Here is a 21,007-nt window from a genome sequence, read left to right on the forward strand (position 1 = left end):
ATTTAGAATTAAGGCAATAAGATATTGCTAAATAGGATTAGAATTTTATGTTATGTTTATGGATTCAGAAATAGTAGAAGTAAATCAAAAAATAATTGTTGGAATGAAATTAGAAATGTCTCTTTTGGAGAATCAAACCCAAACTTTGTGGCAAAGATTCATGCCAAAATTAAATTCTATTTCGAATCGATTGGACAACAATTTGATTTCCATGTCGATTTATTCTTCTGATTATTTTCAAAGTTTCAATCCATTGAATCGGTTTATGAAATGGGCCGGGGTCGAGGTGAGTGATGAGCAAACTTTATCCGATGGATTGGAAATCATAAAAATTCCACAGGGATCTTATGTTCGATTTTTGTATCAAGGTTTACCAAGTCAGGCAGGTCCTTTTTTCCAATCGATATTTCAGGAATGGTTTCCTAAGTCGGGATATAAGTTGGACCAACGCCCTCATTTTGAAGTGATGGGAGACAAATATAAAAATAATGATCCGAGTTCTGAAGAGATGATTTATATTCCTGTAATGAAGTAATTGGTAGCTGGTTCTATTTATGAAAAAGAAGATATCTTTTGTATAACTGGTTCAGTGGAATGTTTAGGTCATGGTTAGGACATGTGAAAGACTAAAATTCGATCGGCATATAAAAAGACATTTCAACTGTCGTAAAAGAAATCTTGTATCCGTTTTGTGATTGGGGACGATCGATTGGAGGAACCAGATTCTCCTTCACTTGCCATATTTATTATTTGCATCTGAGCCGGATTGAGTCAGCTAAAGTTCAATTTATGAGTATTGTTACTTAATTTCAAAAAATCATACTTGCCAACATGGTTTGGATCTTTAGATTTTATTCCATGTCTACTTCATCGAAACAATCCCTCTTCCATCGGTTTTTAGGTTTTTAGGTTTTTATTTTCGTTTAATTTGTATACTTGCAGTGGATTTAATTGTAACAATCATCAACGGAAGAGTATTGGGTCTTACGAGCGTATATGAAAAACCAGTTGTGACTTTGATTGGTATGGCTGTGATCTTATTACTTTTTTTCTTTTTGTTCTCTATCATTGATAGGCTCACTAAGATCGTTTTGAAAATGACTGTGGAAATGGGAAATCTTTTGGTCTTTCGGAAAACAGCCGTCTTTTTTATCTTATGCGGGATTTCATTTGGAATCTATATTCTTTATTATCATACCTGGTTTGGAGTATGGCCAAAGATTCAGTTTGGTTCTTTCCTTTGATGGAATTAAGATTAGGTTAAATCACTTTTTAAATGAAACGTTTTTAGAAATCAAAAATTCAAACTTGTGTTTTTACGTTTTTATAAAAATGTTTTTAATGATTCCTGAAGTTGATATTTTTCCAAAAAGATTGGATATGATTTCAGGATTTAATTGGAAATTTGAGTCTATTTTTTTCAATGAAACATTGATAGTTTCACCTTTATGTAGTAATTCCATAAAAAAGAATTCAAAAGGTTCTAGTGTAAGAACATAAATATTCGAATTTTGTTTGTATAAAAGTAGAAATTCTTGATTTTCGATTTTGGAAATATCTGGCTGTAGTTTTGATTTTCTATTTTTCCAAATTGAATAAATCGAAAATTGATTTTGAATGAGTTTTACTGATTCACCAAACTCAAAGACCGAATTTTCCAAATCGTATTGATTTTTAAGAACACTGAAATCATAACTCCGATGTTCTTTTGCGTGAAAACAATCAGTAAATTGAATTTCAAATTCAGCTAAATTTTTTAAAAAAGGGAATTCAGGAAACATTTCACTCAAAAAGGAGGGAAAATTTTCTCCGTATTTGGATAAATCATAAGACTTATGATTGTTTATTTGTATAAATTTTTCGATAGCTAAATCAAATAAATTTTCACCTAATACAAAATTGACGGCTTCAAAATTGTCAGCCATGACTTCCTTCATTCGGTATAAATAGGCATTCTTATAAACAGATGTAGCTTCCGCTAAGGACAAATTCCCACAGGCATTGATTTGGTTATGGAAAGGGGAATCAATATTGGACAAAATGCATTCACGGTATAAATTCTGTAGTTTTTCTAGTTTCATTTTTAGTCCCCTTACTCATGATTTTCCGTGCCTTGTTTAGTTCAGCTTCCAGTTTATGAAACTCAGGAACATTCTCATCCCATTCAATCATGATCGGGACATTTTCTGGTATAAGTTCTAAAGATGTTTCAAATAAATTCCAGACTTCCTGATTTACTGGTTCTGCATGTGTGTCGAACAGGTAAGTTCCCATATCTGTAAAACCTGCTAAATGAACCTGAGCAATACTCTTTTTAGGAATTGTTTTTATGAAATCAATTGGATTGAATTGAAAGTTTTTTGCATTAACGTAGATATTATTTATATCTAGTAGAATTGAACAACCTGTCTTTTGAGTTAGTAAACTTAAGAATTCACTTTCATTCATTGATGAAGTTGTATAATTGAAGTATGCTGAGATATTTTCTACTGCAATCTGCCTTTGCAGTTCATTTTGTACGTGATCTATATGATTCGCTATAACCTGTAGAGATTCTTCATGATAAGGAACAGGGATTAACTCATGTAATCTGGTTTCGTTCAAATGATTCCATGCCAGATGATCCGATACTAGAAATGGTTCCAATCTTTCAATCAATCGTTTTAATTCTTTAAGGTAATTCGGATCAATTTCATCTGAGCTTCCCAACGACATACCAACTCCATGGCATGCGATGGGATAGTCTTTTCGAATGGATTCCAATACAGACATAGGTCGTCCTTCAGTGTTCATATAATTTTCACTGATGACTTCAAACCAATCTATGTCTGTAATTGGTTTTTCCGTTAGATATTGATAATGCTCTCGTCTGAGACCAACACCAAATATGGAAGTTTGATTTTCCAAAAGTTTTACGTTTTTACGAATTTTCCACCTTTTTCTGCACATTCCTTTTCGGAAGTTCCCTTCCAACCTTGCCCTTTGCATGAATTTTTGCCTGCACAAGCATGGCCCTTTCCTCCGCAATCTCCCTGACCTTTGCAGGCATTGATTCCGTGACATTCACCCTCTGCTTTTTCCGCCATTTGGGTTTTTGCACTCATACAAGATGTAAAAGTAAGTCCAGCCAATGCTGCACCTAAAAGTATTCCTGATTTGTAATTCATATTAAACTCCTCGTTTGATTTGTATTTTCTTTCGTTTGAAAGATGAAAAAGTTACATCTGCGAAAAAAAAAATTGGTTTTTATAAATAAATTGATTTATGTACGGAACATTCAGAAGAAAGAAGAGTGTTGAAACTATCTAAGAATAGGATCTCACCGGATGAATTATCCGGTTTGATGCGTTCTTCCCAAGAGGGAGATTCATCATCTTATAAGAAATTATTGGAAGAAATAAACTTTATTCTAAGAGGAATTCTGGCCGTAAAAATTTATGATTCAGATGACAGAGAAGATGTTCTTCAGGAAATTCTCATCGCTGTACATTTGTCCAAACATACTTTTTTACCTGACAGATCCTTTTTACCTTGGCTGTATGCAATTGCAAATTATAAGATAATTGACTACATTCGCAAAAAGGAACGTAAGAAAAAAAGAGAACTCATTTTATCGAATGAGTATTTGCCTGAGGATCAAAATTTTTCATTTGAAGATGATTCTAAGGAACAAATTGAGAAAATAATGAGTTATCTTTCCGAAAAACAAAGATTGATTTTTCGTCTTTTAAAGTTGGAGAAAATGTCTATAGCTGAAACTGCAAAAATTATGTCCATGTCTCAGTCCGCAGTAAAAACAGCAGCACATAGAATCTATAAAGTCATTCGTTTGCGTCCGGGAGGCGATTCATGAAAACTGAAGAATTAATTGAAGTCCTTACACAAGACAATAAAAAAGTATCTCCTTTAAAAAGTCCTCAGCATCGGTTTTTGATTTGGGCTTTCATTTCTTTATTCACTGTGTTTCTGGTATTACTTTTTTCGATTTTCCTTCGAAGCCAATATCACATTCCCCGATTTTGGCAATCCAATCTTGCTTTAGTGGCAGTTTTTCTTTCTTGTGGAATTGTTTTATTTAAAAGAAACATTCCGGGACAAGAATCAAGATTTGACTATTTATTTCATAATTTAATTATCATTAGCTGGTTTTGTTTTTTGATTTTATCAGTTTCATTTTCAGATATGGGTTTATTTTCATCTATTTCTGAAGAGCTGAAAAACCACGGTTCGGGTTGTGTAGAATTTATTCTCTTGATCACAATTTTTCCGATGATTCTATTAAATTTTTATTTAAAAAAGGGATTTATCGAACCTTCCATTTTCTATCGAGTATCCGTTTATGTTTTGCCTTTTACACTTGCCCAAATTGGAATTTCTTTTTTTTGTCCTAATGAAACTTCCACTCATATACTTACATGGCATAATTTAGCTTTGTTACCAATTTATAGTTTCATTTCATTTTATAGCTTTAAACTGATTCAAAGTAAGGATTAGAATTCGTCATATTGTTTACAAAGATGTATTAGAAAGTTTAATATTTTCGAAACTCAGATCTTATTAATCATAAGCGAAATTTTATATTTACCAATTATTTCAATTTCTTTGGAAGCAGATTTATTTCAACTTTCATCGTAAAACATTGATTAAGCAAAAATTAATTCTCTCTCTACACCAACCAAACATTTCTATACGTTAGCGTGATAACCTAGTGGAGGTGTTTGCTTCGAAAAGCACCTATGGATGGGTGCGGGCGGGAACTCTGGCCAAGGATGGCCAGGCGAACGCGAGAAGCGAATACTGAAACTTTAGAGACGCTCGGTGAGTCGGTCTACGGTGCCTTCCCGTCCGGGTCAGGCAACCTCCGACCCGTCCTGCTCGAGGTCTCAGGCATCCTGCCTTCGACAGAAACAGCTTCACGCTCCCTATGGGTCGCTACTGTTTCTGACTCTCGCAGTCGTTCGACTCCCGTCGTAAAATATTTGTTAGATGAAAATAGCTAAACGATTACTAAAAATGAATGGTGGAGACGCCGGGAGTCGAACCCGGGTCCTATCATCCTCAAATGCAGCTTCTACACGTTTAGTTTGCAAATAAATTTCGGAAAGACTTACCCTACAAACGGGGGACTAATTCCTATCCTACTTAATGTTCAATCCGGTTCGAAGCGGGCGACAAATCCGAAAGGTCCTTAGAGAGGTGTCGGTTTCTTGGCCACCTAAGGAAACAGCCAGTGAAACCGTAGAGCTTAAAATTAAGCTGCTAGAGCAAATTCGTTGTTTGCAGTTATTGTTTTGAAGGTTTTTAAGAGGTCCCTCACCCCTACGTGCCACTGAATCCAAGCCAACAACAGTCGAAACCAATGTCGTCCCCAATTCTTAATACTTAGACGAGTAAAACACAGGAGTGAGAAAGGAAAAGCAAAAAAGGTTGAATTGGAGTTTTGTTGTGCTGGAATGAAAGAATTCCTATGAATTTATCCATTTTGTTTCGAATTACAGTCACTTTACTTTTCGCATCTGTTTCTTTCGTATCCTGCTCACAAAAGGAAGTCCCTTCCGATTCCGAAATTCGACAAGCCGTCTATGGAGATGATCAAGACAGGCAGGTTCGTGTATTAGGCCAAAAACAGATCAATCTGGATGAAACTCCGGAAATGGAAACTTTGGTTTTATTCCAATCGGGGACAAGTGAGGTCCTTGCCGCTTTTCGTAAAGATGGATCGAATTGGGTCTTTCAATGGAAGTTGGAATTCTTTTTGCAGAATTTAGGTGCGATGTTTTACGATGGAAAACTCAAAACTTGGGTTCCTGGATCAGCACCCGGAAAGGAGAAAGTTTCCTTTGCTGGTGATTGTATACGTCGGATTGTGCTTTCGGAACTTCCGGGAGACAACTTTAATTCCGTGTTTATTGAAGTATTGGCCGAAGAACCTCCGTTAGGTTTATTTTCTGTTCCTATGGGTTATCGCAAAGGTAAAAAAATTTGGGACGGATTTCAACTCAAAGAACACGAAGAATTAAAAAGAAGTAAACGAGTCGACTTTGAATACAATAATAAAGACAAATCCTTTCGAATTTTTCCAACGAATCCAAATTACTCTCAAGAATTCGTTTTTAATGGTTGGGAAATGATTCCAAACCTTCCCATGCAACCGGTTCCTTCTTTCGTATCTTTAGAAGTTGTTCCAAAATTTGAAGTCGGGAAAGAATCACTTGTCACTTTGCAACTAAAGAATCGTGGAAACTATGTTAGTTTAACATACTTATCATTGTCCTTCCCTGAAGCTGGCAATGTTCGATTGGCAGGTGAAACGCAAGGAGTTCGGTTGTATAAAAAAGGTGACATTGTTTTTAATGTAGTCCAAAACAAAAAAATCCCAGCCGAATATCCATTGTTAGAAGTTACAAAAGAAGGATGGGCAAATAACTTCCGTTATGGAGTAAAATTCTATTATACTCCGAAAGAATCTGCGACTCCAAAGATTTTATTTCGTTCCACATACAAATTCTACCATGAAATTGTTTCTATACCCAATCAGTTTTCGATTGCACCCTTTGAACGCGACCAACAAGGGTTTCCTTCTTATCTTTTAGGAACACCGGTGAACTAAGCGGAAATGAAACACCAATTAACGGAAGAAGTTGCACTAGCTAGAAGGGAAATCGTTCGTGTGCAAGTGGATCGATTTCATCTTTACTATTATGATTTTTTTCACCGTAACGAAACAAATGGGATGGCAAAATTCTTTTTTGAAACCGTATATAATTTGGATGGAAAAGAAGAATGGGAAACGTTAGCTTTTACTACGTATGACAAAGTAAAAAACATGATGAAGGAAGGGACAAGAGAAAACGTCGAACGTCTCATGGAACTCAATACAATAACAGATGAGTTAGATATCCAAATGGCAGAACTTCTTCTCAATAAAGGTTGGGAATTGGGAAAGGAAATCAACCAAGACGAGTATTTTTCATTATTTTGTGAGTTAGACCAACGTGAAACTCGCAGAAAACAATTAGAAGTTGTACTTTTTAACCTAAAAAAATTTTATGAATTAGCACATAAACCAGTAAGTGCATATATCATTAAACCTGCAGCTATGATGTCAAGATTACTTGGAGTTTATCCCTTGTTCAAAAAAGTAGAACAGGGTTACTATGCAACGTTGCCAGTAAAACAAGAATTATTTAACGAGTTTTATGCGATAGTCCAAGAAAAGGAATGGGAGTTTTTACATAAAGCATTTCCGGCCCTCAAAGAGGAAGTATGAGAAGACGTTCTAGATTTGTATCAAAAGAAGAAGAACATGTTGAAGCACATGATCGCTGGTTGTTAACCTATGCTGATATGATCACGTTGTTACTTGGGCTTTTTATTATTTTGTATGCCATCAGTAAAGTGGATGCTAACCGATTAACAGAAGTTGCAAAGGATATCAAACGTGGGTTTGGTTTAAATGTCAGCTCTGTTGGTGCACTTTTGGATGGTGGATCGGGAATTTTAGAAGATGATACAATGGAACCGAAGTCACAAGTGTTTCGGCTTTGGGAACGAATTGGATTCGCTTTAAAGACTCTTCGCGAAAAAGCTAAATTGAAATTGGGGCTTGCGGAAACAGAAGAACTTAAATTAACGTTTGCTGGATCTGATTTGGCTTCCGATGATATTTTAAAAGCGGATCCTGATTTAAAATTTGCCTTTGAACAGTTGGCTGAATTATCCAAAGGAATGGATATAGATATTGTGGTTCGTGTTCAAATCCCTTATGAATCACAAATTGATAAATCAAAATTTCAAAATTCATGGGACTATCATTCCCATAGAGCCTCTTTACTTGCAGAAAAATTGGTGAATGAATATGGAATTCCTGAAGAACAGGTCTCTGTTCAAGGTTATGCTATGTTCCAAAAAGCAAAAGACTCAGATACGCCAGAAAAAAAAGCCAAAGAAGAGAGAATTGAAATTCTCATTCGCAAAAAAGAAACAACCGAAACTGGAAAATAACAAAGGAAAACCAATGGAACTTATAAACTTACTAAATTTATTTTTTTCGAAATTGGGTGGGGGAATTAAAGGCAATGCGCATATAACCATCCAAGACTTTTCTGCAGATATGCGTAATACAATTAACTCCCTTATCCGTATTGTGGCGAATATACGCACTACGAATAAATCCCGAGCGACGACGGATGATAAGCGAACTACGATTAACAGCCAAATATATCTTTCTCTTCCTAAATTGAATATGAAAAATGGAGTAAGTATCTTCTTATCTATCTTAGTTCTAGTAACAACTGTATATTGTAAAAAAGATAAAGGGATTATGAACTTAGAGTGGCAGAATGAATCGTTAAGTTTAACTTCGGAGATTTGCGCAAAGTATAGAGAGTGTGCTGACAAAGAATGGAAGTCCATTCCTGAAAATTTAAAAAAGTTTACTGAAGGCAGACTAGATGAAACACAATGCCAAAAACGATTTCGTGAAAGTAATGCTTACAAACTAATTGGTGCGGATCCGTTAGCAATTCAAACGGCATATAAAGAATGTCACAAACAAATAATGTTATTTAGTTGTAAGGACTTACAAGAAGGAAAAATCGAAACTATAAATGCTTGTGTTGCATTTCAAAAGGTGCAGAACGGGAATTAAAGAATAGGAGCGAAGATATTTCCTTCCCATCTTCCTTGGATTATCTTAAATTGTTAGATGGAGTCAGAAAAGATGGTGGAATGGAGTTTTATCGATAGCGAATATAAATTGTCTAATTTCGCTATCGGTTGATTGAGTCAGTATTTTTATTCTTCCAATTCCAATTCAAAATTACTTCCATCAAATTTATATGTGCTGTATTTTATGATACTTGGAGACTCATCTCCTTCAGGAAGAGGACTAGTTGCTATTGTAATAAAAAACTTTTTATCTTCCTCGACGAAACTTGCGCTTCGATTTCCACCTTTATCGAAAACTTTTTTGAATTGGTTATCTTTCTCTTGAAAAACATAAACTAAATTGTAGTCTTCGCTATCAAAACAACCGCGGCATTCATCATATTCACTTTTAATGGAAGTAATAATCACATGAAACTTATCTTTTTTTGACCTAAATGTATAGAAGTAGGACTTTTCAGGATCAAATTCATATTTTGCTTGTTGGTCTAAAAATTCGATCAGTTTGCGTTTTGTTTTATCTGTTTCTTTTGTTTGTGAGTATAATGGAGCATAGCGATTTGAAACTATTACTTGGCTTGCTGGAATATAACAATCCGTAGTGTATTCAACTTCTATATCAGAATACCAATCGGCTTGACTGGCGGTTTGTTTATAGATATAAAAGAATACCTTGCCATCCTTTGTGATGTATCTAGACTTTATTAAATAAAATTCATTCTCACGAACTTGATTATTATCTACTGAGTATAACTTTCCTTTCTTTTTTTGATAGATTATATTTGGAGAGGTTGTGATATAAGCCCAACCTTTTTCATCTGCTTCTATATCTTCGCCAAAAACAAAATTGTCTGGCGATTTGTTTAACATCAAATAGGGAGTGAATACAAAACCTATATTATTGTTTTTTGTTTTTACTTTGGCCCAACTTCCAGTTTTTCCATTGACCGTTACCTGATTTCTTCCTTCCTCTAAAATCTCTACAATTTCTTTCGTTGCAAGCTTTTCAATAGCGGCACTTGTAGTATTTGGTTGTTTGCGCAAAACTAAAGATGAGGCTACTACGAATCCATACACTGGTTCGTTTAAAGTAAGAAATAATTGCATTTGGAAATTAGTATTTTCTCCTGCATCCTCTTCAATATAGCCGATCGTGTTATTTAGTTTTATTTTATGCCATAATTTCCCCTTTTGATTATTTTTCAAAAAATTATAGGTTATGATGTCAAAGTTTGAATCTCTTTTAAGTTCCAAAACGATTGGGCTTTTGTTGTCTGGCATTGAATAAACAATTGTTTTTTGCCCCGAAGTGTAACCTGTACCAATTGGAAAACTGGAACAAGAAATTATGGCTAGTGACACTGCTGAAAAAATAAACTTTGTTTTCAATCTCGTTAGAACTAACATTGAATATTTGATTCTCCAATTATATTTAGAACCTTAATAAGGAATTTATTTTTTCCTTTGTCTATCATCTTTCTGGTTTATTGAGTCCACTTTGTGGAAAATGAAGAGATTCTCCCTGCAATTTAGAAATTGTTATTTTTGATTTTCTGATTACTCATGGTCAGAAATCAAAAACCCATTATTTCTTTGATATAATTTGCGTTTTTTTCTGAGGTTAATATTTTCAAAAGAAGTAAAGCAACTCCCATTGCAGTCGCAGGACTCCAACTTGTGATGATATTTTTATCCAAAACGATCGGCTCCTTTTGAACATTGGCACCAAAGTCCGCCAGTTGTTTTTGCCGAGTACTGTTTTTGTGATTATAAGTAGTTGCTTTTCGATCCTTTAAAACACCTGACTTGGCAATGGGTAAAGCTCCCACACAAATAGAGGCTATGATTTTATTCTTTTGGTCAAACTGTTTGATTAATTCTAGAAATTCTGAGTGATAAGCTTCTTCATAAAATCCATATTCTTCAAACCCACCAGGTATTGCTAAAGCATCGAAATCGTTACAATCAATTTCGTTGATTAGATAATCAACATGCAATTTTAGACCAAATGATCCGGTGACTTCTTTGGTAAATCCACAGGTATATAGTTTTGTAGTTTTGTCTCCATCCACAAGATTCCAACCAATGACATCAATGAAAACGCTAGCTTCAAATGATTCGAATCCTTTGGCCAGTAGTAGTAGGACTTTTTTCATTCAATTCCTCTAATCTACCACTTTGATTTTACCGGACTTTATCTTTAAAGATTCAAATGAAACCATTTTGAACGGTTCCTGTCCATCAATGGTACCGTCCACTTCGGCAATGAGGACAGGACGATCTGCGACTCGAAGGTCAATCATCAAAATTCCTTCTTCTTGGTAATCGTTTCCCGTGGCACCGTCATCGACAATGTAAGCAAAGGGAACAACACCTTCCCGTAGTTCCGGTGCGAATATCTCATCGTCTCCATTGTCGATAATGTATTTACCTAAAACATTTTCTTCATCAATGTCACCAAACCGATCATAGAATTCGATTTTTTTGTTTTTACTTATGTGAAACCAATCGAAAAGACGAACGTTCTTTTGAATTTTTTTCTGACCTTCAAATGGGATGGTGACATTTGCTGATTTGCCGAAAAGATTTTTATATTCCTCGATGATTTGATTGAATGTAGATTCGTATTGACTCATAGATTTTCTTTTTTAGTGCGATTGGTTTTTCACTTTGTTTTTGATTCAATGTTGATACTGTTTAAGATGAGAAACGAATGCATTAGAATGTCCTGCCATTCTTCCTCTGGAAATTTTGGATGATAGATTAGATTCATGGAAACTCTATAAGTTTCATTGGTATCTTTCATATAATAAAATGCGTTTATCTTGGTTCCCAGTAGTTCCCCAGGCCCCATTAGGATTTTGGTTTTTTCTGTTTTAAACGAAAGAAGTTCCACCCATTTGTTCACTTCGTACGGTGGATTACCAAAATCAGCAGCCCTTGATTCTTCCACCAATGTATCAAAGGATTTGATTGATTCTGATATGACAGATACAGCAATGAGTAAGGAAAAACATTCTTTTTCTTGGATGCAGTCTGCTTTAAAGAAAGTGATTGGATACTTATCTTTCAGATGGGTGGAGTCGGACCTTTTTGCGGCCTGTGGAATGAAAATGGACATGGCTTTTACTTTTTGTGCTTCCGTTGTAGAAAAATTGATTCCACGAAAGGTATCTAACGTTTCTGATTCTGTAGCGAAAATCGTGAGGAAGGGGAGGGCAAGGATGCTTAAGAAGATTAGTTTTTGTTTCATGGTTTTTGATTGATTAATTGGCATATTGAATCTAAAGAATATTCTAATGAATAAGCTATTATTTGTATTAATTTCAATTTAATTTACTCGAATATCTGCTGTTAGTAATTAATTTTCCAATACAAATCTGGTCAATATTTTATCATGTTGATTTTTGTTTATGGGTTATTATTATATCTTTGAAAAATTAGAATTTATTCGAAATTAGGTGGTAAAAATGAGAATGGTAGTTGTTATAAAGGAATCAAAAAATACAATTATAAAAAGATCGGAACACCTTTTTCGAGAAAATATTCCTATAAAGTGATTATTTCTTTACCTTGTTAAATAGATGAAATGAAAGCAGTGAAATCCAAAATCCAAGAGATGGAATCCACAAGTAATAGAATTTAATATTTGTAAAGAGACAGATTATGTAGATTGGATGTAAGAGTGATGTAAAAAAAATAGTAATTTCTGGTGCTGGGTTGTGAACTTGCTTTTCATCAAACAACAACAATGAAAAAACATTGAGGATATAAAAAAAAATATAGATTACCAAGTTTGGATATGACATTTTCTTAATGATTAAGATCTCCCATACGGTTGAATTCCTTCAGCAGAAATATCAATCTTATGGAAGACAATACCACTTACGCCTGTTACCCTATTCCCCACCGAATCACAACCGCCGCAAGTCCACCACCCACTAACGGAATCACAACGGGAAGCCATGCGTATTTCCAGTTCGAATTTCCTTTGTTGGGAATGGGCAAAAGCCAATGGGCAATCCTTGGTCCTAAGTCGCGTGCTGGGTTAATTGCATAACCAGTCGTTCCTCCCATAGAAAGTCCAATGGCCCAAACAAGGAGTGCTACAAATCCCGTTCCCACAACACCTGTGGCACCACCGTTGAACGGAGAGAAGATGGCATGAATTCCGAGGATGAGAAGAAAGGTCCCAAGTCCTTCACTAATGACATTGGAAAGAGTGTGTTTGATCGCAGGTTCAGTAGAGAATACCGCTAGAATCTTTCCAGAATCTTTGGTTTCTTTCCAATGGGGAAGGTAATGTAAATAAACAAGAGTGGCACCGAGGGCAGCCCCTGCGATTTGGGCGAGGCAATAGGGGAGAAAATTGGAAAAATCACCTGACTGGATGCAAACAGAAAGGGTCACAGCAGGATTCAAATGGGCACCAGGACTTCCCAAGGCCTTTGCCACCAAAACTCCAAAACAGACTGCTAGGGCCCAAGCTGTGGTGATCGTGATCCAGCCGCCGTCTTTTGCCTTTGACTTTTCTAATAAAACACCGGCAACCACACCGTCACCCAGTAGAATGAGAACCGCAGTTCCAAAAAATTCTCCAACTAGTTCCAAATTTGCCCCCTATGGCTTTTCGTAAGGTCTTTATCTAAAGGGACATAGAACTTCCATCAACCTTTTTTGAAAGGCCCTTCCTCCAATTTATTCTAGGATTTTCCATTGAATCATAAATCGTGGGAAAATAGACCATGAAAAATAGCGCACTTGAGTATCACTCTAGGTTTCCGAAAGGAAAAACCAAAGTAGTTCCGACAAAACCAACGGAGAACAGTTACGACCTGTCCTTGGCCTACTCACCGGGAGTCGCTTACCCTTGCCTCGAAATTGAAAAACAACCTGATCTCGTTTATGAATACACAAACCGAGGAAATTTAGTCGGAATCATCACCAATGGAACTGCCATTTTAGGACTTGGTAATATTGGAGCCTCCGCTGGAAAACCAGTGATGGAAGGTAAGGCAGTTTTATTCAAAAAATTTGCCGGCATTGATGTCTTTGATATTGAAATTAATGAAACCGATCCTGAAAAATTCATTACAATCGTAAAAGCCCTCGAACCAACGTTTGGTGGTATCAACTTGGAAGACATTCGTGCCCCAGAATGTTTCCATATCGAAAAAACTTTAGATGAAAGTATGAAAATTCCCGTGTTTCATGATGACCAACATGGAACTGCAATCATCTCTACTGCTGCCTTATTAAACTCATTAGAGATTACCGGTAAAAAAGCTGGTAACATCAAAGTTGTGATCAATGGAGCAGGTGCTGCTGCCATCTCCATTGCTGAGATGTTAACACATATCGGAGTCAAACATGAATCTATATTTATGTTGGATTCTCGTGGTGTGATTAATCACAAACGAACCAACTTACATGAATCGAAACTTCCTTTTGTTCGTAACACGGAAGCAGAAACGTTAGCAGATATCTTTCCTGGAACGGATCTATTTATTGGAGTGTCTGTTGCTAATGTGGTAACAGAAGCAATGGTAAAAACAATGGCTGAGAAACCAATTATGTTTGCTCTTGCCAATCCTGATCCAGAGATTCCTTATCCAGATGCAAAACGTGCAAGACCAGACCTCATTATGGCAACAGGACGCAGTGATTATCATAACCAAGTCAACAATGTACTTGGGTTTCCATTTATTTTTCGCGGAGCTTTAGATGTTCGTGCAAAGGTTGTGAATATGGAAATGAAATTGGCTGCGGCTTATGCGTTAAGCGAACTCACTAAACTTCCGGTTCCCATCGAAGTTTCAGAAGCTTACAACGAAAAAGAAATTCGATTTGGTGCTGACTATATCATTCCAAAACCTTTGGATGCAAGGGTTCTTTACCATGTGGCTCCGGCCGTAGCAGAAGCTGCTGTCAAAACAGGAGTCAACCAAGTAGAGTATCCTGGTCGCGCCGCTTATGTAAAGTTTTTGGAATCCATCATGGCCCAACAACAAGAGCCAATCAGCGCTTTAGAAATCTAAATACAAAACATTAAAGATTCTCTCTGTTTCGAATGATCGAAACGAAACAATTGAAAACTTTGTATTTAGATTCCATTTACTTTATTTTGCTAGTTTCACTTTCTGGTGTAATTGGTTTTCTTCAGTCTATTTAATCTTCTCTGCAACCCAACTATCAATTGCTAGTTGGCCACCGCCAGTGAACATCAAAATCACAGCAATTCCAATGGCTAAGATATGGTATTCAAATCCTTCGCCCGCTTGTTGGTTGAACCAGTTCATAAAAAAGCCGTTTTTTCTCACATAAATCGCTGCTCCGATCATGGTAAGTCCAATCCCAAACGAGGAAAGCCTTGTGAAAAATCCGAAGATGAGCCCAAGTGCCCCGAAAGATTCTGCCACAATGACTAAAAAACCAATGGCGTAGGGGATCCCTTCCGATTTAAAAAAAACCAAAGTGGCAGAAAATCCATACCCTCCAAACCATCCACATAACTTCTGTAATCCGTGCGGCAAAATCACAAAACCTAAAACCAATCTGAGTAAGGTAAAAAACCAACTTGATTCTGTGTAGAATATCTTTTCTAACATTTTCATTTCCTTTTCTAAGTGTTGGTTTTATCTTACGGAAAAAGAGAAAGTTAGTAAATGGAGAGAATTTGATTTTTATGGTAGTTTTCGTTTCAGGCGCCTAAAATTTTCAGGTGAGTTGTCGGTATGGTTTTTAAAAAATTTACTGAAGTAGGAATTGTCAAAGAAACCCAAAGTCAAAGCAATTTGGTTGATATTCAAATCAGAATGTAGTAACAGTCGTTTGATTTCTAAAATAAGCCTTTCTTGGATGATTGCTTTTGCCGATTTTCCATATTGTTTTTGGCATAATTGGTTCAGATTTCCAGAGGAAGTTCCAATTTGTTTTGCATAATACGAAGTTGTTTTTTGGTCTTTAAAATGATTTTCTAATAAACGAAAAAAATCCCATAACTTGGAATCGACGGTCACTTTGTCTGAAAAGGATGTATTAAATTCTTTCAGTGATTGTTGCAAAACCAACTGAATCAGAAGATAGATCATAGAAGAATTTGATTTAGAATTTTTTTCGGCGAGTAATCTTTCAAAATCGTTTTTTAACTGTTCTCTTTCTTCTACCACTAGTTTCGAATTTTCATTTCCCAATTGGAAAAAGGGATAGTTTTGAAAGTTTGTGACCTGTCCTCCCTGTTCGGATAAATAGTCAGGATAAATCTTTAAGGCAAAACCTTTCACAGGTTTTGAAAAAGTCCAAGAATGGACTTGGCCCGGCCTTAAAAAGAAAAGACTATTTTTTGTAATCGAATGGGAAGTGAAGTCGATGGAATGGTTTCCTTCTCCTTCTGTAAAAAAGAATAACGCATAATACGAATGCCTATGCGAACTATCAAAGTCTTGGAATTCATTTGGCAATTCTTCCAAACGACCGGCATAGAAATAGGGATTTTGGGCATCCTCATGAACATCTGTTAAGTGAACCATCGGAATGTTTTTGATTTCGGTTTGTATCTTGGATGGTGAATTTAGAGTTTTCATTTCTTTGTTTGATTAAAGTTACAAGTTACCCGGCAAAATCCAGAGGATTCGAATATAAAATGATGTGGATAGTGGTATTTTTCCCTTTAGGAAGAATTCTTTGGAATTGAATCGTAAATGGGCCTACGAAAAAAAAATCCAAAAATTTACAAAATGGGATAAAAAAGTTCTTGAAAGATTTTGTGCAACGCACATAATTGTGTTGTGCGATGCACAAATAGGTGAAAACCAGGAGCTAAATTATGGAAAAACAAATCATGGACATTCTTAACGCAGGAATCGGACTTTTCCAATCAGGAAAAGAAGGTCTTGATAAAGCAAAAACTCAGTTGGAATCAACTTACAATGAATTAGTATCCAAAGGTGCTTTGGACAATACAGAAGATTCTGTAAAGATTCGCCAATCCGTTGACAAAATCCTAACAGACATTAAAGAATTCTCTAGCGTTGCTGGAAAAAACTACGACGAAACTCGTTCTAAAATCGTAGAAAACTACAACAAAATTGCTGAAGAAATCAAAGCAAAAATGCCTGAAGGAAAAATCGAATCCGTAAAAGCAAAAATCAACGAAGTTGCTGAATCGATCAAAAAAACAGGTGCTGCAAAAGCATAAGTATCATTTAAAAAGAGAGGGTCGGGATTCCGGCCTTATCTCTCTTCTTCTTTAGTTTTAACTCATCTCATTCTCCCTCTTTCGAAACTTCAAACTTCTGATTCTTATAAACCTTGGTTTGTTCTGATTCACTTTCCCTATTGACAGAGGATCGTTTTAGCTTCATTCTGGAATCAATGTTTCGTTTCCATGTTTTACTCATTTCTATTTCTTTATTTTGTATTTCTTGTTCTTTGGCTGACCTACGCCCTCCCACCTTACAAAAAGAAGGTTTGAATCCTGACTTAAAAAAGAAGGGATTGTCGATCATTACAAATCCCCCTGTGAAAGAACTCACACCGGGTGATTGGAAAGGATACAAACAAATTCAATTTGTATTGAAAGATGTTTGGCATTCTAAGTTTGTTCGATTTTTTACACCGATTAAAGAATCGGAACAAAGGCTTCGTGTGTATTTGGATTTTGAAAAAGATGCAATGGAAGTGGAATTCCTTGGTGGTGAAAAAAAAGGCCTGATCCTTGGCCTTGTTAAAAAAGACACTTACCAAATTGCTGCTGATACAGGAAAAGTTTTTACCGGTGACGATGAAGTCCGAGTTTATTTGGAATCCCTTCGTTTGTACCTAACACTGCCTTGGCGACTGACAGAATACCCCATCATCCAATATGCAGGACCCACTCAAAAATTAGGCCAAGACTATGAAGTAGTTTATTTTACCTCTGTGCAGGTAGGTGCCACTCCAGACACAGACCAATATGTTGGTTACTTTGAAAAAACAAGTGGTGCCTTAGAATGGATGGAGTTTACCTACCGGGAACTTTTTAGTTTTTATAAAGGTGTGATCAAATACGGATACTATGAAGGTTGGAACGACAAACAATACCCGAGACGTATTAGTATTTTAGATAAGTTTGAAGATCCTGATTTTGTTCATGAAATCCGAATCGAAAAAATGGAAATTCCCAAACAACCAATGGAAGAAGAAGATAAGGTATTGGAATTACCGGAATAAGGAAAACTTCTTTATCGTATTGAGTCACCGAAATCCCGATAATCAAATTCAAAGTTTAATTTCGATTACTATTGATAGCAATCGCTTAAAAGAGACTCAGTTTGATGAATTTACTGATAAGTTTAAAGTGTTTGTCTAGAGTGAATAAAGTGGCTTGGTATTGAATTATATTTTGAGCTATGATTAAATCTGGTATTCCCACGCGATTGATCCCATTTCGCATGATTAAAGTTTGGTAATCGATCAGTTGTTTCCAGTCAATATTCAATTTTAAACATTCAATCGATTCTAAAATTTGGATTAACTGGTTTTGTTTCTTTAGCTTAAGAAAAGGAACTAATTCGGCCAATATTAATTCATTAGTATAAATATTTCCACTATCGATGAGTGAATCAACTTGAGACGAAATCTTTGTATTAGAATTTCTAAAATATTCAATCCAAATGGAAGAGTCTAAAACAACTTGGCTCATCTTTTTCGTAAAGTATTGAGATCGACAGTAAGATCAATGGTCCCTTTGTAATTTTTCAGGTTTTTTAGTTTTTCTTTTCTAATTAATGTTTGCAGGCCTTCTTTGATTACATCCGTTTTTGTTTTTAAATGGGTCAGTCTCATTGCTTCACGAACTAATTCTTCTGGGATATCGATAGTTGTTCTCATGATATGCATAAAGTACCCCTTTTTTATGCATAAGTCAAGTTTTCTTCGAGAGATAAAGGTAACGAGAATTTGGAGAGGAATGTTTGTCAGGTGAATTTGACATACGAAAAATGCAATCAAGTGTTATTAGCCCCTTCGGTTGCATCAAATTTTCAAGAAAAGCTATACCCAAAATTTCAAAACCTAGAAAATTCGATTGAATTTCCATGGTTATTACTTATGTTATAACCATGGAAAGTTCTGCGGTCAAAAAAACTACGATTCGAGCGATTGGAAATTCATCAGGGGCAACGATCCCAAAAGCACTCCTTGAGAAATATAATTTTCATGAAGGGGACACCGTCTTTCTTGTAGAAACTGAAAACGGCATTCTATTATCTCCTTACGACCCTGATTTTGAATCAGCCATGGAATTTTATCAGGATGCTTCTAAGAAATATCGAAATGCGCTTAAAGAATTAGCGAAATGAAACGAGAACCAAAGTGGTTAAATCGTAAAATTGCAGAAGCGATTCACTTAGATCAAATCAAACAACACGGCGGTTCTTTAGGGATTCGGGATATCGGTTTACTCGAATCAGCTTTGGACAGGCCTAAGAATCAATGGCATTACAAACCTGAGTCTACTATTTTTGAACTGACTGCTTCCCTTGGAATCGGCGTTGCTAAAAATCATCCCTTTATGGATGGAAACAAGAGAACGTCGTTTCTTTTGATGTATGTATTTTTAGCTTCTAACGGATTCACTATAGATACATCAGAGGAAGATGTTGTGAATGTTATGTTAAAAGTAGCAGATGGTTCTTTCAAAGCAGATGAGTTGGCCAAGTGGTTGAAACATTCATCTAAATCAAATCAATAGGAGAGACGAATTCTTTTGTTATATGATGTCGATTGATTTGTCACGTGATTTCTCCTAGCGAAAGGGATCGTAGCGGAAATCCTGCTTGCAGATTGCAGCGGAGAGCCCGGTCCACCACCGTTTGGTGGTGGATTCGCCCCAATGATAATTTTAATTCAATGTAAATCGAATGGGAACAAGCACCTTCACGGTGATGGCTTTTCCTTCTAGGATCGATGGAGAAAATCTTTTTCTTCGGTAAACTTTAATGGCTTCTTCTTCAAGACCACCACCTAACTGTTTACCTACGGAGCGGACTCTTAACACTTCGCCGGTATTTCCAATGATCACTTCCAAAGTCATAGTTCCTGTCAAACCAAGTGCTTTTGCATCAGAAGTATATTCAGGACGAACGTTAGGTGATAAATCCACTGGAGATGTTGCTCCCGAAACGATGGGATCAGAAGCACCGGCAATGCGTGGGTCTTCTTTTTTCTCTTCTTTTTCTTTGTCAGTTAGATCAAAATCACCATCGGTTGGTTTGGAATCGGTAGATGGTTCTTGGATTTGCACATTGTCGATGAAAGCAACTTCTTCTACAAGGTCATCCAAACTATCGGTTTCCAAATGTGGAGTGAACCAAAAGAGAATGATGATGGCTTGTAAAAAGGCAGAAATGGCAAGACCAGTTTCGATTCGGTATCTATCAATGAACCTATGGATTCTTTCGCGTTTGGATCTTTTCTGTGTAACAACTGTTCCGTTCACGTTACTTTCCTTTTAACCCGCCACCTTGAGTGGTCTTGGTAACGAGAGAAACCTTTAAGGCTCCAATCTCTCGGAGAGTTTCGAATACATTGTCCAACTCTTCATAAGTTAAATCTTGATCTGCGTGGATCAAAACTTTTAAGTCAGGTGTAGTGGAAATTTTAGCTCTGATTTCACTCATTGCTTCGTTAAGTTCCATCTTCACTGAGTTGAAATAGACAGTTCTCTTTTCATCAGCAGTTAGATAAAGATTAGCTATCTTTTTGTTTAACTGTTCTCCACCAGGAACATCTGGTAGATTGATGGGAAGGTCTGGATCCGAATCTAATACGGAGGTTACCATAAAGAACACGAGCAGTAAGAAGGCAATGTCTGCCATCGAACTTACGGGAACTGAAGGTGCGACTCTCTTTCTTCGTAACATATTATTTCTTCTTTCTCACTGAGATTTTTTCAAATCCACGAAGTTGAACTGCGGATAAGGCATCCAACATCTTTGCATATTTGGTATCACCGGTTGTAACAATGAGTGCTAGTTTGTTTTTAAGATCCGGGATTTCCATTTGGTTTAGGTCATCACGAAATTCTTTTAAACTAGAATATTCTTTGGTTCCGAATGCCGGGTTACGCATTTTGTATCTGTCTTGTGTTACCAAAATTTCATATACGTTCTTACGTAAAAAAGGCTGAGGTTCGGATTGTTTGCGAGGAAGTGAAATGTTAAGTCCTTCCTTTACAAAGAATACAGCAGTTACCATAAAAAATACCAAGAGTAGAAAGGCAATATCCGACATGGATGCTGCCGATATCTCCTCTAGTTCTTGTTTTTTCTTTAACTTAATCATGGTTAGTTACTTTCCG

28 protein-coding genes and 1 other RNA gene are annotated in these 21,007 nt (G+C 36.2%); 13 read left to right on the top strand and 16 right to left on the bottom strand.

Features of this window, described 5'->3' with window-relative positions; genetic code table 11:
• Positions 1-58 precede the first annotated feature (58 nt).
• Positions 59-535, top strand: a complete 477-nt coding sequence (locus EHQ47_RS09120) for a GyrI-like domain-containing protein (RefSeq protein WP_135777026.1) — start codon at positions 59-61, stop codon at positions 533-535.
• A gap of 406 nt (positions 536-941) precedes the next feature.
• Entirely contained in the window at positions 942-1,244 is a 303-nt protein-coding gene (locus EHQ47_RS09125; protein WP_244290276.1) for a hypothetical protein, read from the top strand.
• A 72-nt stretch (positions 1,245-1,316) separates the two neighbouring features.
• On the opposite strand, the gene EHQ47_RS09130 is transcribed toward EHQ47_RS09125, so the two are convergent.
• The 3 genes from EHQ47_RS09130 to bufA2 are packed head-to-tail and all read right to left on the bottom strand — an operon-like array spanning position 1,317 to position 3,167.
• Entirely contained in the window at positions 1,317-2,081 is a 765-nt protein-coding gene (locus EHQ47_RS09130) for an HvfC/BufC family peptide modification chaperone (protein ID WP_135777027.1), read from the bottom strand.
• Positions 2,047-2,907, bottom strand: a complete 861-nt coding sequence (bufB, locus tag EHQ47_RS09135) for an MNIO family bufferin maturase (protein WP_244290277.1) — start codon at positions 2,905-2,907, stop codon at positions 2,047-2,049. Before bufB ends, EHQ47_RS09130 begins: the two co-directional genes overlap by 35 nt.
• Positions 2,908-2,912: 5 nt before the next feature.
• Positions 2,913-3,167 (bottom strand): BufA2 family periplasmic bufferin-type metallophore, encoded by a 255-nt coding sequence (gene bufA2, locus EHQ47_RS09140; protein WP_135749063.1) that lies wholly within the window; start codon positions 3,165-3,167, stop codon positions 2,913-2,915.
• A gap of 128 nt (positions 3,168-3,295) precedes the next feature.
• Between bufA2 and EHQ47_RS09145 the strand changes: the two genes are divergently transcribed.
• Positions 3,296-3,853 carry a sigma-70 family RNA polymerase sigma factor gene (locus tag EHQ47_RS09145; protein WP_244290278.1) on the top strand — a complete coding sequence of 186 codons (558 nt, stop codon included), beginning with the start codon at positions 3,296-3,298 and terminating at the stop codon, positions 3,851-3,853.
• Positions 3,850-4,494, top strand: coding sequence for an NrsF family protein (locus tag EHQ47_RS09150; RefSeq protein ID WP_135749949.1), 645 nt, complete (start codon positions 3,850-3,852; stop codon positions 4,492-4,494). The genes EHQ47_RS09145 and EHQ47_RS09150 overlap by 4 nt, the downstream gene beginning before the upstream one ends.
• A 524-nt stretch (positions 4,495-5,018) precedes the next feature.
• Here EHQ47_RS09150 and ssrA read toward each other — a convergent pair.
• Positions 5,019-5,370: a transfer-messenger RNA gene (gene ssrA, locus EHQ47_RS09155) on the bottom strand.
• Between the two features lie 97 nt (positions 5,371-5,467).
• Here ssrA and EHQ47_RS09160 point away from each other — a divergent pair.
• From EHQ47_RS09160 to EHQ47_RS19760, 4 genes are read left to right on the top strand one after another with little or no spacing between them, the layout of a single operon-like run.
• Positions 5,468-6,610 (top strand): LIC13341 family surface-exposed protein, encoded by a 1,143-nt coding sequence (locus tag EHQ47_RS09160; protein WP_135746969.1) that lies wholly within the window; start codon positions 5,468-5,470, stop codon positions 6,608-6,610.
• A gap of 6 nt (positions 6,611-6,616) precedes the next feature.
• On the top strand, positions 6,617-7,270 hold the full coding sequence (locus tag EHQ47_RS09165; RefSeq protein WP_135777029.1) for an FFLEELY motif protein: 654 nt from the start codon (positions 6,617-6,619) through the stop codon (positions 7,268-7,270).
• A complete protein-coding gene (locus EHQ47_RS09170; protein WP_135777030.1) occupies positions 7,267-8,004 on the top strand; it encodes an OmpA/MotB family protein in 738 nt (245 codons plus the stop codon). Before EHQ47_RS09165 ends, EHQ47_RS09170 begins: the two co-directional genes overlap by 4 nt.
• Positions 8,005-8,017: 13 nt before the next feature.
• Positions 8,018-8,650 (top strand): LA_2478/LA_2722/LA_4182 family protein, encoded by a 633-nt coding sequence (locus EHQ47_RS19760; protein WP_244290279.1) that lies wholly within the window; start codon positions 8,018-8,020, stop codon positions 8,648-8,650.
• Between the two features lie 146 nt (positions 8,651-8,796).
• Here the strand turns inward: EHQ47_RS19760 and EHQ47_RS09180 are convergent, their stop codons facing one another.
• The 5 genes from EHQ47_RS09180 to EHQ47_RS09200 all read right to left on the bottom strand — a co-directional run bounded on the left by EHQ47_RS09180 (position 8,797) and on the right by EHQ47_RS09200 (position 13,278).
• Positions 8,797-10,056, bottom strand: a complete 1,260-nt coding sequence (locus tag EHQ47_RS09180; RefSeq protein WP_244290280.1) for an SH3 domain-containing protein — start codon at positions 10,054-10,056, stop codon at positions 8,797-8,799.
• A gap of 185 nt (positions 10,057-10,241) precedes the next feature.
• Positions 10,242-10,823: a DJ-1/PfpI family protein gene (locus EHQ47_RS09185; protein WP_135777031.1), complete on the bottom strand. Its 582-nt coding sequence runs from the start codon at positions 10,821-10,823 to the stop codon at positions 10,242-10,244.
• Between the two features lie 9 nt (positions 10,824-10,832).
• Positions 10,833-11,303 (bottom strand): hypothetical protein, encoded by a 471-nt coding sequence (locus tag EHQ47_RS09190; RefSeq protein ID WP_135746964.1) that lies wholly within the window; start codon positions 11,301-11,303, stop codon positions 10,833-10,835.
• Positions 11,304-11,332: 29 nt separating this feature from the next.
• On the bottom strand, positions 11,333-11,920 hold the full coding sequence (locus EHQ47_RS09195; protein WP_135777032.1) for a hypothetical protein: 588 nt from the start codon (positions 11,918-11,920) through the stop codon (positions 11,333-11,335).
• A 641-nt stretch (positions 11,921-12,561) separates the two neighbouring features.
• Positions 12,562-13,278, bottom strand: coding sequence for an MIP/aquaporin family protein (locus EHQ47_RS09200; RefSeq protein ID WP_135747452.1), 717 nt, complete (start codon positions 13,276-13,278; stop codon positions 12,562-12,564).
• Between the two features lie 134 nt (positions 13,279-13,412).
• On the opposite strand from EHQ47_RS09200, the gene EHQ47_RS09205 reads away from it, so the two are divergent.
• On the top strand, positions 13,413-14,705 hold the full coding sequence (locus tag EHQ47_RS09205; RefSeq protein WP_135747451.1) for a malic enzyme-like NAD(P)-binding protein: 1,293 nt from the start codon (positions 13,413-13,415) through the stop codon (positions 14,703-14,705).
• 126 nt (positions 14,706-14,831) lie between these two features.
• Here EHQ47_RS09205 and EHQ47_RS09210 read toward each other — a convergent pair whose 3' ends face one another.
• Positions 14,832-15,275 carry a DoxX family protein gene (locus tag EHQ47_RS09210; protein ID WP_135777033.1) on the bottom strand — a complete coding sequence of 148 codons (444 nt, stop codon included), beginning with the start codon at positions 15,273-15,275 and terminating at the stop codon, positions 14,832-14,834.
• Positions 15,276-15,350: 75 nt separating this feature from the next.
• Positions 15,351-16,250: an AraC family transcriptional regulator gene (locus EHQ47_RS09215; protein WP_135777034.1), complete on the bottom strand. Its 900-nt coding sequence runs from the start codon at positions 16,248-16,250 to the stop codon at positions 15,351-15,353.
• Between the two features lie 242 nt (positions 16,251-16,492).
• On the opposite strand from EHQ47_RS09215, the gene EHQ47_RS09220 reads away from it, so the two are divergent.
• Both EHQ47_RS09220 and EHQ47_RS09225 read left to right on the top strand, forming a co-directional pair.
• Positions 16,493-16,864: a phasin-related domain-containing protein gene (locus EHQ47_RS09220; RefSeq protein WP_135747448.1), complete on the top strand. Its 372-nt coding sequence runs from the start codon at positions 16,493-16,495 to the stop codon at positions 16,862-16,864.
• A 176-nt stretch (positions 16,865-17,040) separates the two neighbouring features.
• Positions 17,041-17,877 carry an LBF_0142 family lipoprotein gene (locus EHQ47_RS09225; RefSeq protein WP_135777035.1) on the top strand — a complete coding sequence of 279 codons (837 nt, stop codon included), beginning with the start codon at positions 17,041-17,043 and terminating at the stop codon, positions 17,875-17,877.
• A gap of 85 nt (positions 17,878-17,962) precedes the next feature.
• On the opposite strand, the gene EHQ47_RS09230 is transcribed toward EHQ47_RS09225, so the two are convergent.
• Positions 17,963-18,349 carry a PIN domain-containing protein gene (locus EHQ47_RS09230; RefSeq protein WP_135777036.1) on the bottom strand — a complete coding sequence of 129 codons (387 nt, stop codon included), beginning with the start codon at positions 18,347-18,349 and terminating at the stop codon, positions 17,963-17,965.
• Positions 18,346-18,537, bottom strand: a complete 192-nt coding sequence (locus tag EHQ47_RS09235) for a type II toxin-antitoxin system VapB family antitoxin (RefSeq protein ID WP_135747445.1) — start codon at positions 18,535-18,537, stop codon at positions 18,346-18,348. The genes EHQ47_RS09230 and EHQ47_RS09235 overlap by 4 nt, the downstream gene beginning before the upstream one ends.
• Before the next feature lie 230 nt (positions 18,538-18,767).
• On the opposite strand from EHQ47_RS09235, the gene EHQ47_RS09240 reads away from it, so the two are divergent.
• Together EHQ47_RS09240 and EHQ47_RS09245 are read left to right on the top strand one after the other, a co-directional pair.
• Positions 18,768-19,007, top strand: coding sequence for an AbrB/MazE/SpoVT family DNA-binding domain-containing protein (locus tag EHQ47_RS09240; protein WP_100719865.1), 240 nt, complete (start codon positions 18,768-18,770; stop codon positions 19,005-19,007).
• A complete protein-coding gene (locus tag EHQ47_RS09245; RefSeq protein WP_135747444.1) occupies positions 19,004-19,399 on the top strand; it encodes a type II toxin-antitoxin system death-on-curing family toxin in 396 nt (131 codons plus the stop codon). Before EHQ47_RS09240 ends, EHQ47_RS09245 begins: the two co-directional genes overlap by 4 nt.
• Before the next feature lie 150 nt (positions 19,400-19,549).
• Here EHQ47_RS09245 and EHQ47_RS09250 read toward each other — a convergent pair whose 3' ends face one another.
• The 3 genes from EHQ47_RS09250 to EHQ47_RS09260 are packed head-to-tail and all read right to left on the bottom strand — an operon-like array spanning position 19,550 to position 20,991.
• The gene (locus tag EHQ47_RS09250) at positions 19,550-20,146 is read right to left on the bottom strand and encodes an energy transducer TonB (RefSeq protein WP_135747443.1); all 597 of its coding nucleotides are present in this window, start codon (positions 20,144-20,146) and stop codon (positions 19,550-19,552) included.
• Between the two features lies 1 nt (position 20,147).
• Positions 20,148-20,570, bottom strand: coding sequence for an ExbD/TolR family protein (locus EHQ47_RS09255; protein WP_015677138.1), 423 nt, complete (start codon positions 20,568-20,570; stop codon positions 20,148-20,150).
• A 1-nt stretch (position 20,571) separates the two neighbouring features.
• A complete protein-coding gene (locus EHQ47_RS09260; RefSeq protein WP_004787714.1) occupies positions 20,572-20,991 on the bottom strand; it encodes an ExbD/TolR family protein in 420 nt (139 codons plus the stop codon).
• Positions 20,992-21,007: the final 16 nt, after the last annotated feature.

Source organism: Leptospira bourretii, from assembly GCF_004770145.1.
Lineage (GTDB): Bacteria > Spirochaetota > Leptospiria > Leptospirales > Leptospiraceae > Leptospira_A > Leptospira_A bourretii.

What these genes read in the sequence shown, in the direction of transcription:
- EHQ47_RS09120 (WP_135777026.1), top strand. Translation starts at nt 59, where the DNA reads ATGGATTCAGAAATAGTAGAAGTAAATCAAAAAATAATTGTTGGAATG.
- EHQ47_RS09130 (WP_135777027.1), bottom strand. Translation starts at nt 2,081, where the DNA reads ATGAAACTAGAAAAACTACAGAATTTATACCGTGAATGCATTTTGTCC.
- bufA2 (WP_135749063.1), bottom strand. Translation starts at nt 3,167, where the DNA reads ATGAATTACAAATCAGGAATACTTTTAGGTGCAGCATTGGCTGGACTT.
- EHQ47_RS09150 (WP_135749949.1), top strand. Translation starts at nt 3,850, where the DNA reads ATGAAAACTGAAGAATTAATTGAAGTCCTTACACAAGACAATAAAAAA.
- EHQ47_RS09160 (WP_135746969.1), top strand. Translation starts at nt 5,468, where the DNA reads ATGAATTTATCCATTTTGTTTCGAATTACAGTCACTTTACTTTTCGCA.
- EHQ47_RS09165 (WP_135777029.1), top strand. Translation starts at nt 6,617, where the DNA reads ATGAAACACCAATTAACGGAAGAAGTTGCACTAGCTAGAAGGGAAATC.
- EHQ47_RS09170 (WP_135777030.1), top strand. Translation starts at nt 7,267, where the DNA reads ATGAGAAGACGTTCTAGATTTGTATCAAAAGAAGAAGAACATGTTGAA.
- EHQ47_RS19760 (WP_244290279.1), top strand. Translation starts at nt 8,018, where the DNA reads ATGGAACTTATAAACTTACTAAATTTATTTTTTTCGAAATTGGGTGGG.
- EHQ47_RS09185 (WP_135777031.1), bottom strand. Translation starts at nt 10,823, where the DNA reads ATGAAAAAAGTCCTACTACTACTGGCCAAAGGATTCGAATCATTTGAA.
- EHQ47_RS09190 (WP_135746964.1), bottom strand. Translation starts at nt 11,303, where the DNA reads ATGAGTCAATACGAATCTACATTCAATCAAATCATCGAGGAATATAAA.
- EHQ47_RS09195 (WP_135777032.1), bottom strand. Translation starts at nt 11,920, where the DNA reads ATGAAACAAAAACTAATCTTCTTAAGCATCCTTGCCCTCCCCTTCCTC.
- EHQ47_RS09205 (WP_135747451.1), top strand. Translation starts at nt 13,413, where the DNA reads ATGAAAAATAGCGCACTTGAGTATCACTCTAGGTTTCCGAAAGGAAAA.
- EHQ47_RS09210 (WP_135777033.1), bottom strand. Translation starts at nt 15,275, where the DNA reads ATGTTAGAAAAGATATTCTACACAGAATCAAGTTGGTTTTTTACCTTA.
- EHQ47_RS09215 (WP_135777034.1), bottom strand. Translation starts at nt 16,250, where the DNA reads ATGAAAACTCTAAATTCACCATCCAAGATACAAACCGAAATCAAAAAC.
- EHQ47_RS09220 (WP_135747448.1), top strand. Translation starts at nt 16,493, where the DNA reads ATGGAAAAACAAATCATGGACATTCTTAACGCAGGAATCGGACTTTTC.
- EHQ47_RS09225 (WP_135777035.1), top strand. Translation starts at nt 17,041, where the DNA reads ATGTTTCGTTTCCATGTTTTACTCATTTCTATTTCTTTATTTTGTATT.
- EHQ47_RS09230 (WP_135777036.1), bottom strand. Translation starts at nt 18,349, where the DNA reads ATGAGCCAAGTTGTTTTAGACTCTTCCATTTGGATTGAATATTTTAGA.
- EHQ47_RS09235 (WP_135747445.1), bottom strand. Translation starts at nt 18,537, where the DNA reads ATGAGAACAACTATCGATATCCCAGAAGAATTAGTTCGTGAAGCAATG.
- EHQ47_RS09240 (WP_100719865.1), top strand. Translation starts at nt 18,768, where the DNA reads ATGGAAAGTTCTGCGGTCAAAAAAACTACGATTCGAGCGATTGGAAAT.
- EHQ47_RS09245 (WP_135747444.1), top strand. Translation starts at nt 19,004, where the DNA reads ATGAAACGAGAACCAAAGTGGTTAAATCGTAAAATTGCAGAAGCGATT.
- EHQ47_RS09255 (WP_015677138.1), bottom strand. Translation starts at nt 20,570, where the DNA reads ATGTTACGAAGAAAGAGAGTCGCACCTTCAGTTCCCGTAAGTTCGATG.
- EHQ47_RS09260 (WP_004787714.1), bottom strand. Translation starts at nt 20,991, where the DNA reads ATGATTAAGTTAAAGAAAAAACAAGAACTAGAGGAGATATCGGCAGCA.